Here is a 13,207-nt window from a genome sequence, read left to right as displayed (position 1 = left end):
CTCACCCCATTGGCTCACCACCTGGCAGAAAGGGCCCGCCCCATGCCGTCGTCCCTGCCCGCCGCCCCCGGCGTGCCGCCGCATCCGTTGAATGAGGTGCCGCAGACCTTCCGCCCCGGGGACTCGTACGACGTACGTGACGGGCTGGTGACGTACATCCGGCGGGACCTCCTCGGCCCATGGGACGGGGAGACGGAGGAACTGCCGCACCGGTCGGCGGGGCCGCGCGACCGGTACCTCGTGGGCATGCTCGGGCCCCGCCCGGACGGTGGCGACGACGCCCGCCGGATGGCTCGCAGTGCCGCCCAGACCGGCGACGACGAGCTCGGCAGCGACGACGGGCAGGCCGCCGAGGGCGGCGAGCTGCCCGAACGCCTCACCCCGCAGGCCGCCGGCCGTATCTGGGCCTCCTCCATGGGGCTGTCCTTCGTGGTCCCGGCGTCCATCGGCACCCTCAGCGTCACCGCCCGCTGGGGGCGGTACTCGCTGACCGACAGGATCGTCGACACCAGCCCCAACCCTGTGCGGGTGTGGGGGCGCGAGCCCGTGATGCACCACCCCATCGACGTCCAGGTCACCCGTGCCGGCGACCAGCGGCGCGTCCTGGAGGGGGACGACACTCACGGCATCCACCTCGACGTACAGGTCCGTGAACGCCCGGCGGGAGCGGCCGGCGAGGACCTGCGTGTCGTGGAGGTCGCTCTCGTCAACCGGCTCCCCGAGAGCACCTCCGACCGCAGGGACACCCAGTGGCTGTTCCAGACCGGTCTGGAGATGACCGCGTTCCCCGACGACCGGGCGGCCGTCTTCCTGCCCATCGACGACCCGCTCGACCCCCGGTCCGCCGGGGCCTCCGAGGAACCGGAGGAGCGGCGGCTGCGCCTGCTCTACCGCGACAGCCTCCGCTACGCCGTCGGCCGCAACGTCGCCGTCACGGCCGGCGTCCGCCACGGCGAGCGGCGGGCCCACCGGCTGGCCACCACCTGGCTGCCGGAGTACGACGTGCGCGCCACCACCGCCCCCAAAATCGATGAACAGCCGCTGCTGGCCGGGCTGGAACTCGGCATGGACGAACTCGCGGCCCTCGCCCTGCCCGGACGCCGCGCGGAACTGAGCGCAGCCCTGGCCCCGCTTGCCGACGGCTACAGCACCTGGCTCCAGACCCAGCGGGAGAAGACGCGGACCCTCCCCGCCGACCTGCGTACAGCCGCAGAGGCGGCCATCGACCAGGCCGAGGACGTGTGTCACCGCATCGCCTTCGGTATCGACGTCCTGTCCACGGACGACGACGCGCTCGAAGCGTTCCGGTTCGCCAACCGGGCGATGGCCCTCCAGCGGCGCAACACCGCCATCGCCGGCCGACGCGCCGGACACGAGGACGACCCCGCCTCCTACCGACGCGCCCATGAGGAGGTGCACGCACAGGGCAAGGAGGCGGCCGAATGGCGGCCCTTCCAGCTCGCCTTCGTCCTGCTCAACCTCGCCTCACTGAGCGCACCCGGCCACCCGCACCGCGGCACTGGCCGCGAGGCCCTCGTCGACCTGCTGTTCTTCCCCACCGGCGGCGGCAAGACCGAGGCCTACCTGGGCCTCGCCGCGTACACCTTCGCCCTGCGCAGGCTCCAAGGCATCGTGGGCAGCGGCACCGAGGCCCACGACGGCAGTGCGGGCGTCGCCGTCCTCATGCGCTACACCCTGCGGCTGCTGACGGCCCAGCAGTTCCAGCGGGCCGCTGCCCTCATGAGCGCCTGTGAGGTGCTGCGGCGCGAGGAGTACGCGCGTGACCGACGCTGGGGCGGCACCCCGTTCCGTATCGGACTGTGGGTGGGGACCTCCGTGTCTCCCAACTGGTTCGGCGAGGCACAGGAGCAGATCGCGGGTGCCCGGGAGAGTGCCAGCGACAAGCACGCACGCGTCATCCAGGTCCTCAGCTGCCCCTGGTGCGGACAGGGCCTGACCGCCCACTCCAACATGGACTACGACGCCGACCGGCGCCGCGTGCTGCTGTACTGCCCGCGAGGCGAAGGCGCGGACCGCTGTCCCTTCTCCCGGCTCGGTTCACCCGACGAGGGCATCCCCGTGCTCACCGTCGACGAGGAGATCTACCGCCTCGCCCCCGCCATGGTCATCGCTACTGTCGACAAGTTCGCCCAGCTGCCCTGGAACGGCTACGCCGGGCTGCTGTTCGGCCGAGTCACCGAATGGTGCCCGCGCCACGGCTACCGCCACGACGACCTCGACGAGCGAACCGGCTGCCGTAGCCGTCACACCCGAAAGGGGACGCTGGAAGCGGTGGCTGCCCAGCCCGTCACCCGGCTGCGGCCCCCGGACCTGATCATCCAGGACGAGCTGCACCTGATCTCCGGCGCCCTCGGCACCACCGTCGGACTCTTCGAGGCCGCCATCGACCAACTGTGCAGCTGGACGTACTCCGATCGCGACGGCGTACGTCACGACGTCGGTCCGAAGATCGTCGCGTCCACCGCCACCACCAAGCGCGCCGCCGAGCAGGTGCGCGGCGTCTTCGCCCGCCAGGTCGCCGTCTTCCCGCCACAGGTCCTCGACGTCGGCGACACCTTCTTCTCCCGGCAGGTGGAACTCGCCCGGGACAACCCAGGCCGCCGCTACCTCGGCGTGTGCGCCCACGGCACCCGGCTCAAGGCCGCCGAGATCCGGGTCGCCGAGATCCTGCTGCTCGCCGCGCAGGAGCAGTTCGACACCTACGGAGACGCAGCAGACCCGTACATGACGCTCGTCGGCTACTTCAACGCCACCCGTGAACTCGCCGGCATGCGGCGCTACCTCGACGACGACATCGCCACCCGTGTCCGTAGCAACGGCGGCCGCAAGGGGCACGACACGATCGCGAACCGCATCCCTACCAAATCCGGGATGCTCACCATCCAGGAACTGACCTCCCGCATCTCCTCGGCGGACATCAGTGCCACCCTCAAACGGCTGGAGTCCCCCTTCGACCCGGAACGGGACACCACGGAGCGTCGCAAGGCCTTCGCCGCCGAATACGTGGCGGCACGGCGGGACAAGCGCGAACCGCGGGCCCGCATGACGCCCGTGCAGGAACGCGCGGTGGACGTCGTCCTGGCCACCTCCATGCTCCAGGTCGGCGTCGACGTCTCCCGCTTCGGCCTGATGCTCGTCGTCGGCCAGCCCAAGAACACCGCCGAGTACATCCAGGCGTCCTCCCGCGTCGGCCGTGACGCGCGGCGTCCCGGCCTAGTCGTCACCCTCTACAACTGGTCCCGGCCGCGCGACCTGGCGCACTTCGAGGACTTCGCGCACTACCACGCGACCTTCTACCGCCAGGTCGAAGCCCTGTCGGTCACCCCGTTCACCCGCCGCGCACTCGACCGCGGCACCGCACCGACGTACATCGCGGCGTTGCGCCAGGCTGCCTACGAGAACTCCCGCAACACCGACGCCCAGCACGTGGATCTTCACGGCGACCTCGCCCGGCAGGTCGAACAGCGGCTGCTGGAACGGGCGGACCGAGTCGGCGGTCAACGCGCGCAGGACTATCTCACCGAACGCATCGACGCCCTCAAGGACCGCTGGGAGGAACGGCGCGAGGGCGGCGGCATCCTGGGCTACCGCAAGGAGAAGAAGAAGGACACCCTGGTTACCGGACTTCTCCACCGTGCCGACGGCTCGCGATGGGACGAACTCACCGTACCCATGTCCATGCGGGAGACGGAGAACGAACTCAACCTGCTGCTGCCCGGCGGCGGTAACTTCGTGGACCAGCCCACCAACGGCGGCCCCGCCTGGTACTTCGGGGCTGCGGGCAGCAAGGACACGTCCGCCGATGAGGATACCGGCGGTGACGGTGGCACACCGGTCGACGCCGATGAGTACGGAGACGCCGCAACCGCGGCAGGAAAGGGACGGCGATGAGCGGCAACTACTATCGGCGCGTGGGTGCCGCACGCCCCAGCCACCTCATGTACACGGCCGGCGTCGGCGCGCTCGTCGACCTGCCTAACTTCTCCGTCCTGGTCAAAGGACTCGAATCCTGGAGCCACACCGGGCTCCTCCCCGACGACTACCTCATCGAGGAACCCCGGCTGCGCACCGCCGTTAACCGGGCCCTCCAGCTCTACGGCCGGGCACAGATCAGTGAACTGCGCTCCGCTCCCTGGATGGAAGGTGCCGACGGCGCCCCCAAGGACTGGGCCGCCCAAGGCATCGGCGTGCCCGTCACGCCCTTCCCGCAGTGGCTGCGCTGTACCGCGTGCAACCTGCTCGCACCCATCGACTCAGAGGCTTTCACCTTCCTCAACAACAACCCGCGCACCCCGCACGAAGCGAAGTTCGCTCACAGCGACTGCAAGTTCGGCAGGCCCCTCGCCGTGACCGCCCGCTTCACGCTGGTCTGCACGAATGGGCACCTCGACGAGTTCCCGTACGCGATGTTCGTCCACCACGGCAACCTGTGTGCGAAGAGTCCCCGGCCGCTGATGCGCATGAAGGACCACGGCGGCAACCAGGCGGCCAACGTCACCCTCGAATGCGTCGCCTGTGGGGAGAAGCGCAACATCCGTGACGCGATGGGGGAGCGGGGCCGCGCCGAGCTGCCCGCCTGCCGCGGCCGCCATCCGCACCTGTCCGCCTTCGAGAGTGACGGGTGCGACCGCGAGGCCACTCTGATGGTGGCGGGCGCCTCCAACCAGTGGTTCCCGATGACGCTCAGTGCCCTCGCCCTGCCACCGAGCAGAAACCAGGACCTGACCGAACTCGTCGAGGAACGCTGGGTGGAGCTCCAGAACGTCACCTCGCGCCCGGTCTACGACGCACTGGCCGCCATGCCTCAGTTCACCTACCTCAAGGAGTACGGCCCGGACGCGCTGATCGCTGCCGTCGAGGCCCGCAGGCAGGGCAACGCCGGACAGCAGATCCAGCCCGCGGCGGAGGTGGCGGCCGACCTGCTCAGCCCCGAATGGGACGTCCTCGCCGCACCGCACGTACCCGACCCGACCGATGACTTCGCGATGGAGAGCGTCACCGTGCCCCCGGCACTCGGCGAACTCTTTGCGGACGTCCGCCAGGTGCAGCGGCTACGAGAGGCCCGAGCGCTGGTCGGCTTCACCCGGCTCGACGCCCCCGACCCTGAATCGGACGAGATCGCCACTCTCGTGCGCCTCTCTCGCACCTCGCAGAACTGGGTACCGGCCAGCGAAGTCCGAGGCGAGGGCATCTTCCTGCGGGTACGCGAGAACCTGATGGCGGACTGGGAGGACCGAATGCAGAAATCACTGCAGATGGCCGCCCACCGGGACGCCTTCGGCCGATTCCGCAGCAACCGGAAGTCGGACCGGATCACCGGGCCCTTCGACCCCATGCGAGGCTGGCCCGGCGAACGCTACATAGTCCTCCACACTCTCTCCCATCTGCTGATCCGCACCATCGCCCTCGAATGCGGCTACAGTTCGGCAAGCCTCGGCGAACGCATCTACGCCGGAGACGAGGAGACCACTCGTACCGGCATCCTCATCTACACCGCCGTTCCCGACTCCGAGGGCACTCTCGGCGGCCTCGTCTCGCTGACGGAGGACGCTCACTTCGAAAGAATCGTGCGCAGGGCCCTGGAGGACGCGGCCCGTTGCTCATCCGACCCGCTGTGCGCCGAACGGCTGCCGAAGGACCCTGCGGACTACCTGCACGGCGCGGCCTGCCACGTCTGCCTCTTCGTCTCCGAGACCACCTGCGAACGCGGCAACCGTTTCCTGGACCGGCGTTTCCTTGTCCCGCTCGGTGACGACACCGACCAGGTACTCACTCCCGCGAGTCTGAGGCCGTGAGCCGCCAAGGATTCGAGGCGGCAGCCGAGCAGGCGGTCATCCTGCTGGGGCCGTCCCGGACCAAGGACTTAGCGGGTGTGTTCGCCCGAGGCCGGGGCTTGGAGCACGCCCTGCTCCTGGTCCAGGTCCCGGCTGCAGGCGACGCCATCCGGGCGCTGTACGAGGCAGCCCACAGCGATTGCATACCGTCGGCCGAGGCTGCTGCCTACCTTCGCGGCTTCGTGGCGGGGTGGTCCCGGCGCGGAGACGAAGTAGAGGTACGGACGGTGTGGAGCGGGCCAGCGACACCGGGCGTCCCGGTCCGCGCGACTGCACGCGTACTCACCGAGGTCGTCAGCCGGGCCCGCTCTGAACTGCTGGCCATGACGTACGCGGCCCGCCGCCACCCACCGCTCATATCGGCCCTGCGCGAAGCCGTCGCACGAGGTGTGGAGGTCCATGTTGTCGTCGAAACCCGGCAGGGTGCGGCCGGACTGCTCGACGGACCCGAACCGGCTGCTGCGTTCGCCTCGGTGTCTGGCCTGAGACTCTGGCACTGGGCTCCCTCTGCACGTGAGCACGAGCGTGCACGGCAGCACGCCAAGCTGGCTGTGGCCGACCGCCGCGTCCTTCTGGTGGGCAGCGCAAACCTCACCGAATCCGGAGTACGCAGGAACCTGGAAGCTGGCGTGCTTGTCAGCGGCGGCGCCGCTCCGCAGAGGGCCGCGGAGCATATTCGGGAACTGCAGCGTCGGGGAATTCTGAGGCTCCTGCCATAAGCCAATTACTATCCGCTACACCATGGCTTCTACTGATCGAGCCAATGGTGTACTCCTCGCGGACCATGCTCCGGTGGCACCGTCGAGCATCGGATGAGCCCCGAGTTCGGATAGTCGAGAAGGCTCGCGCCTGGTCGCAAGGGCAGATTGCGTGCTCAGGCACGCACGTTTTGCAAGTGTTTAGGAGCGGGTGAGGCGACGGGTGAGGCTGGTGATGACGGTGGTGCCGAGCAGCCACCCTGAGAGGGAGCTGAGCCAGACGATCCAGGCAGTGCTGTCGACGGGGGTGAACGCCTTTTCCTGACCCAGGTCGAGGACAGGCAGGATCAGGTCGAGGGAGAAGACGATCGGTTGGAAGGACGGTCCGTGGGATTGGGCGGGCTGTGGTGGTGCTGCTGAGAAGGCGATGGCAGCGGTAGCGACAAGGGCCAGCAGCCATATGAGCGCGCGCCCCGGTCTGTAGCCGTATCCGACGGTGGCGTCTTCAATGTAGCTCCAGATTCGGGCAGGCCTTGGCAGGCTACGCCGCCGTTGTCGAAGCCGGGCCAAGAGTACTGTCCGCGCGTCGTCGTCATGGCCGAGTTGACGATAGTAGGCGGCCAACTGTTCGTAGGGCTGCGGGTGGTAGTCAGTGTCGCGCTGCAGCCAGGGCAGACGGTGAGCGGCCGGCATCACCGGATGGAGAGCTTGATAGGTGAGTGCGGTGAGCGCAATCTGTGCGGGCCAGGAGTCGGCGGCATCGGTGATGGCCACGATGGTGGCAGCGCTCAGGTCGACGGTGGCGGGTGGCGCAGTGAGGGCCTCTAGATGGAGCGCTCCGAGGACGGCGCGGTGCAGGTCGACGGTTGCTTCCTGCGCGAATGTTGTCCCGATGACGGAAAAGATGCCCTTGACCTCAGCGCGGGTCAGGTCCAGGGTTCCTGCGACGCGTGTCGCATTGTCCAGTGTGATGTTTGCTTCCACTCGGGCTCCGGGAGCTCGAAGCGCCTGCTGGTGGTAAGGAAGGAGCGTGCTGGCGGTGAGTTCTATCGATTCGCCGACGACTGCAGCGAACAGATTGACGCCCCCTTCAACCGTTAGGCCGTCAGCGTAGATACCACCACCGACGGTGAGAGTAGGTGCGTTGACGGCCCACCCAGTGGTACTGCGTATGTCGGCACGGGCAAGCCAGCATTGGCCGCCAATCGTTGCGCCGAACAGGCGGATGCCGCCGCCGTCGACCAACAGGTCGGTACAGCGGAGGTCTTGAACGAGGTGGAGGCCGTCGCCACGGAACGCCGGACGTTCCCCCTCCCCAGATAGGCGGGCCTGGGTGAGCTCAAGGGTGAAGGCCTGGGCGCCCCACAGGTTCAGTCCGCCCGTCACGTGAGCGGAGTGTGCGTACAAGCCGCCTTCGACGCGGAGCTGAGGCCCGTTCACGGCAAAGCCGTATCCGTTGCCGGTGATGCGGGCGGAAGTGAGCCACAGATCACCCCTGATCTGCGCGCCGAACAGGTCAACTCCGCCACTGACCAGCTGGTCGAGCGTCAGATCGCCGTCGACGCGCAGTCGGTCCGCGCTCAGCCGGGGTACGCGGCAGCCGGTGAAGTCCGCCGCGCGTAGGGAGGCGTCGGCGAGTTCCACCCGCTCGTCGAACCGACAATCGAGGAGGGAGAAGGCGATCTCGACCGCGGCGTAGTGCAGCTGAAGGCGTCCGGTGATGTGTGCGCCGATCAGCTGAAGCCGCGACACCACGCCCGGCTCCGGCGCAGGGGGCTGCAGTAGGAGAGCGGCAATAACCTCGGCAGGGACTTCCTGGCTCATGGAATGCGGGTCTTGCGTTGTGCCGTCGGGTGAAGCAGCGGTGAGATCGAGGGGACTGCCGTTGCGTACTGCTTGCCACAGGCGTTGTGAGATCGGATCCCAGTGGGCGGGTGGTGTAGTCACCTTGACGATGGTGCCCGCCCCCGGCTGCCAAGTGTGAACTGTTGGACGCGTCTTGGACGCCGCGGAGCCGTCAGCGTGCGTGCCGCCTTCGGCGTGTGTAGGTTCGAATCGCTCGCCAGTTGCCCCGGCATCTCGGCAGGCTGCCACCCACACCGTAAAGCCCGGCGCCCCAGCGTCTTTCGTTGTGAGACGTCTGGTTAAGGGAATTCTGTGCCCAGTGGCTTCAGGTCTGGCGGGTAGCCCTTCGCACGGAGCCAGGCGTCAAGGGCGAGAGCGACGATGTCACCGCGAGGGATGTCGGTGTCGGCGTTGCATCGGCGGATCCGGCGCTGGAACTGAAGAACTTCAGGGACGGCATGGTTCAGCTGCCCTCGTTTGGTGTGCCGGTCCTTGATGACGTTGAGAGTGTCGGGGTGCGGCGTCAGAGCGTCTGCGGCTGGCTGGAACTCGGCGTCGAGCGCGGCGGCGATTTCACGCAGTCGGCGCGCGTAGGGGGAGTCATCGGGCACGAGAGTTGCTCCGGTTGGTCCGGCTAGGCGGATAGCTATCCGCCTACTGGGCTATTGGAATAGTCGGCACGTGGGGCGGCCGCACCCTGGAGTGGGGCGGCCGCTCCTCGTGCACTGCCGTTGGGCTCAGAACCCGCGGGCAGTGAGCCACTCGTCCAGCGCGACCGAGACGATGTCGCCGATAGGCAGGTGGTCGAGTTCGTTGTCCAGCGCGAAGCGCTTGATCCGCTTCTTCAACTTCAGGGCAGCGGGGACCGATGAGTCGAGGCTCTCGCGCGTGATGATGCGCTGGTTGAGAACGACGGCGGTTTCGGGAATGTCCTTGGGACGGCCGGCCCCCTGAGCCCACGGTGTCCCTTCGTGGGGCGCTGCCTGAGATTGCACGTCCTGTTCCTGGTGAGCCCGTGGAACATCGGTCCTCGCGGGGAACCCGTTGCCGCCTGTCGTCGGAGGAGCTGCGGGGCGAAGCGCCACCTCGGCGCCCGAGGCTGCGCCAGGAGCCGTGGACGGGCTGTGCTGCGCAACGGGTTCGGTCGGCTGGAGCGCAGGTGCTGCAGGATCGGCAGCCGGGGCCACAGGCGCCACCTGCCGTTCCACCGGCATTCCAGCGGACTCTGTCCCCGCCTCGGGAGCGACGACAGCCGGGCGAAACGGCTGACTGGTGGCTGGCTTCGGCACGGAGCCGCTCGGTGTGACCTCAACGGTTGGCTGGGCGGAGGACTGCGCCACTTCGGGCACCGCATCGGTCCGGCCCCGCGCCGATGCCTCGACGGGAACGGCGGAAGGAGCGGACTGCACCTGCGGCTCGCTGGCAGCGGGACGGCCTTCGCCCTGGGCGGCGGCGTACTGCTCGGGGGTGAGCTCGGCGGCCGGGGGAGGGGGCGGGGCTGTCTTCTTGGCTCCGCCCAAGGTACGGCCGCCGGTGCGGCGGGCCGGGGGCTTCATGCGTTCGGTCATGCTGCGGTCAGCTCCTTCATCAGGTTGGCGTACTCGCTCAGTTCGGTGGGGATCTCGCCGAAGGCCTCCATGTAGTGGACCCAGGAGTGGATGGTGGTCTCGGCGAGCGGGAACGGCTCGTCGCGGTCGGGGCCGATGCCCTCGCCCTCGGCGGGCTCCAGCAGCTGGTCCTTGGCCCGGCTGGGCAGGCTGGTGCGGTCGTCGGCCTTGACCATGACCACGTGGGCGGTGACGCCCTGCTCGTTGCGGGTGGCGGCGCGTTCGGCCTCGTCGAAGGTGGCCACGAGTTTGCGGCGCTCGATTTTGGTGGGGGCGACCGGCACGAGCAGCAGGTTCGCCTCGGTAACAGCCTCGTGGAAGATCCGGGCGCTGCCGCCGCCGGCGTCGACCACGATCGCGCCGAACTCGGCGCGCTTGGTGCGGATGTACTCGGCGATGTCGTCGAACGGGTACCGCTCGACCATCAGGTGCTCGGGAATTTCGAAGCCGGCGGCCTGGGCGACCTTGAACCAGTCGTAGGCGGACTGGCTGGTCGCGTCGGCGTCCAGCAGAAGCGTCGGCAGGTCGAGGACGACGGCGTAGTAGAGGGCGATGAACCAGGCGGAGGTGGTCTTGCCGGTGCCGCCCTTGAGCATGCCGACAACGATCACGAAGGCGTCCCAGGCGCTGGCCGTGGCCGCGGCCAGGGTCTTGGTACGAGTGTTCTCACTCACGGTGCTTGATCTCCTGAATCGGGAAAGGTGTGTTGACGTGCGTGCATCGACCAGAAGGCCGACGCACGGAGGCAGCTGAGTGCGGACAGAGGAGGGGCTCGTGCGGCAGCGCTGGATCCGGGATGGCACGCCATCGGTCCTGCGATCTGCCAGGCCCGGCCGGGGACACCTGCCGGGGCTCTCATAACCCCTTCCTCGGGGCACGGGCCGGGCCGTGGTTGTGCTTGGGCCGCATGCGGGTGCCCGCCTGGCGCAGGAGCCGATAGACGGTGCCGACGGAGTAGCTGCACTCCGCGGCCAGGTCCGGCACCGTGGCGCCGGCCTCGTACCGCGCCCGCAGGGACAACGCGAGGTTCGTTCGCCGTGCGGCATCGGCCGCGGAGCGGATGCGCAGCGTCTGCTGGGTGGTCCGGGGCGTGCCACCAGCCTCGATCAGCAGCCGCCGAGCCACACGTCGCGTTACCGACCCCGCCGCAGCCAACTCCGCGAGGGTGGCGCCCTGTTGCTCGTAGAGGCGACGCAGGCGGGCTGCGAGGTTGCGGCGGGCTTGCCCGTCGCGCAGCCTGCGCGTCTGCCATGAGGTGCGCATCTCGGTCCCGGCCTCGTGCAGCCGGTTGAGGACCGTGCCGTAGGACAGGCCACTGCTCGCCACGAGTTGGTCCACGGTGGAACCGGACTCGTACTGCTCCCGCAGTGCTTGCCCGGTGATCTGATCGCTGTGACCGGCTGTGGGCCGAGGGGGTGGGTTCACGCTGCGGACTCCCATTTGCTGAGGGCTTCGGCATGGGCGGCGGCCAGCTCGTCGTAACTGCGCTGGTCGGCAGGGGTGATGAGGATCAGCCGCCCGTCGGTGGCAATCCGCCAGCCGGGAGCGGCACGGCCACTGGCTGGATCGAGGACGCAGCCGCCCGGGGCGTGCCACGCGGCGGGAACTTCGTCGGGGCGTGGCGCGGGAACCAGCACCTGGCGCCCGTCGCGGAGGATCACCACGGCCTTGCTGCGGTGCTCCGACAGCCGCTCCAGTGCTTTCTGGTACGCCGCGCGCTCGGCGGCGTGCACCGCCTTGCGCCGGGCCGCGACGCCCGTGATTCCGTGCCGCGTCGCGACTGCGTCCCAGCCGCGGGCTGGCTCGGCGATCTCTTCGGCCGCAGCCTCTGGAGGGTGGTCACCGAAGCCTTCCAGGGCGCGAGGTGCCAGGGTCCAGGTCTCACCGCCGTGGTGGACGAGGCCGTGGTCGGCAAGGCGCCGCAAGGTGCGGTAGAGGGTGGCGCGGGAGACGGAGGACGAGCCGACAAGCTCGGCGACCGTCTGTGCCGGCCGGGCGTGCAGTGCACCGATGATCACCAGTGCGACGCTGCCGAGACCGCGGTGGGCGAAGGCGTCGTGGCCCATCAGTCGGCCGATGACGGTGGAGTCGAGGTCGGCCGTCGTGTCCGTCTCAGGGGTGAACCACTCCTCAAGTGCCGGGTCGGGGGGGTACTGAGTGGTTCGGAAACGAGATTGCGCTACGGGGATGCTGTGGCGGTCGGGGCTGCCCTCGGCGAGGTACCAGGTCGAGCCCTCGCGGCCGTGGCCGACTCGAAGGCGTCGCAGCCAGCCCCGCGGTTTGAGGACGGTCTCGTAGACGACCCGGAGGGTCGTGCGGGATATCCCCGCTTCCTCCGCGGTCTGCCGCTCGCTGGCGTGGTGCAGGGGACCGCCCGCGATCTCGGCGAAGTTCAGATGCGCCCGCAGGACCCGTAGCGCGGTCCGCCCACGTTCCCCACGCCAGGGCGTCGTCTCGATGCGGTCGCGCAGCGCGGCGAGAACCTCGTACGCGTGGTGCCGCGATTCCAGCATCGTTGTGCTGCTGACCGCGGCCGAGGCGCTGACCCATACGCGACCGATGTACGCCAGGGCACGCGACTGCCCGGACCGCAGCGCAATGCTCCGGGCGTGCCACCCGCCCTCGTGCTCGGGATGCAGCAACAGCTGCGCCAGCTCGTCGACGGTGCCGCCGACGCGAGCGACATGGCAGGCGATGGCCGCCGTGACCCGGTGCCCGTGTTCGGCCACGCCCTGACGGGTATCGCGTAGGGACACGGTCCGGCCGTCGGAGGCGAGCCTGCTGTAACTGCCCGCCGCGTAGCGGCCAGTGAGGTCTCCGAGCAGAATGAGATCGGCTGCAGCCGTAGGCAGATGGTGAAGACCCAGTCGCTCGCCTGGGTGAAATGGCCGTCGGAGAGAAGCTGTCTGGTGGGTGCTGTGTGGCACTGTGGAGCCGTCCCGCAAGGACAGAGACGCCACCCAGGCCCGCTAAAACCACGGGTGGTGTCCGGTACCGACCTCCAACCGGTGCCAGCGATGCCTCCAGGATGGCCATCCTGGAGGCATTCGTATGCCTGGCTCCGATGCCGGAGGCAGACGTCCCCATCGCGGCTCGACCGAGGTCGATTCCGAGTGCTGTCAGCGGGTTCACAGCCCGATCAACGCCGTCTGACCTGGGCAGACTCGGACTAAGACAGAGGGCGGTTGCCTCTGATTGGCTC

At 68.9% G+C, this 13,207-nt stretch carries 9 protein-coding genes; 3 read left to right on the top strand and 6 right to left on the bottom strand.

The window, feature by feature from the left end; genetic code table 11:
• Positions 1-42 precede the first annotated feature (42 nt).
• From drmA to drmC, 3 genes are read left to right on the top strand one after another with little or no spacing between them, the layout of a single operon-like run.
• The gene (gene drmA / locus AOQ37_RS27095; RefSeq protein WP_199825089.1) at positions 43-3,912 is read left to right on the top strand and encodes a DISARM system helicase DrmA; all 3,870 of its coding nucleotides are present in this window, start codon (positions 43-45) and stop codon (positions 3,910-3,912) included.
• Positions 3,909-5,816 carry a DrmB family protein gene (drmB, locus tag AOQ37_RS27090; RefSeq protein WP_062647801.1) on the top strand — a complete coding sequence of 636 codons (1,908 nt, stop codon included), beginning with the start codon at positions 3,909-3,911 and terminating at the stop codon, positions 5,814-5,816. The genes drmA and drmB overlap by 4 nt, the downstream gene beginning before the upstream one ends.
• Positions 5,813-6,574, top strand: coding sequence for a DISARM system phospholipase D-like protein DrmC (gene drmC / locus AOQ37_RS39035; protein ID WP_078890369.1), 762 nt, complete (start codon positions 5,813-5,815; stop codon positions 6,572-6,574). The genes drmB and drmC overlap by 4 nt, the downstream gene beginning before the upstream one ends.
• A gap of 180 nt (positions 6,575-6,754) precedes the next feature.
• On the opposite strand, the gene AOQ37_RS27080 is transcribed toward drmC, so the two are convergent.
• The 6 genes from AOQ37_RS27080 to AOQ37_RS27055 form a co-directional block, all read right to left on the bottom strand.
• The gene (locus tag AOQ37_RS27080) at positions 6,755-8,500 is read right to left on the bottom strand and encodes a hypothetical protein (protein ID WP_159401373.1); all 1,746 of its coding nucleotides are present in this window, start codon (positions 8,498-8,500) and stop codon (positions 6,755-6,757) included.
• A gap of 197 nt (positions 8,501-8,697) precedes the next feature.
• Complete coding sequence (locus AOQ37_RS27075; protein ID WP_062647788.1) at positions 8,698-9,009, bottom strand: hypothetical protein; 312 nt, start codon at positions 9,007-9,009, stop codon at positions 8,698-8,700.
• Between the two features lie 126 nt (positions 9,010-9,135).
• Entirely contained in the window at positions 9,136-9,966 is an 831-nt protein-coding gene (locus AOQ37_RS40515) for a hypothetical protein (protein ID WP_159401372.1), read from the bottom strand.
• Positions 9,963-10,679 (bottom strand): ParA family protein, encoded by a 717-nt coding sequence (locus tag AOQ37_RS27065; RefSeq protein ID WP_062647784.1) that lies wholly within the window; start codon positions 10,677-10,679, stop codon positions 9,963-9,965. Before AOQ37_RS27065 ends, AOQ37_RS40515 begins: the two co-directional genes overlap by 4 nt.
• 181 nt (positions 10,680-10,860) lie before the next feature.
• Positions 10,861-11,430, bottom strand: coding sequence for a helix-turn-helix domain-containing protein (locus AOQ37_RS27060; RefSeq protein ID WP_306305220.1), 570 nt, complete (start codon positions 11,428-11,430; stop codon positions 10,861-10,863).
• Entirely contained in the window at positions 11,427-12,761 is a 1,335-nt protein-coding gene (locus tag AOQ37_RS27055; RefSeq protein WP_062647780.1) for a helix-turn-helix domain-containing protein, read from the bottom strand. Before AOQ37_RS27055 ends, AOQ37_RS27060 begins: the two co-directional genes overlap by 4 nt.
• Positions 12,762-13,207 lie beyond the last annotated feature (446 nt).

The organism is Streptomyces maremycinicus (assembly GCF_001184025.1).
Lineage (GTDB): Bacteria > Actinomycetota > Actinomycetes > Streptomycetales > Streptomycetaceae > Streptomyces > Streptomyces maremycinicus.
This window is presented reverse-complemented; position numbering and strand designations above follow the sequence as displayed.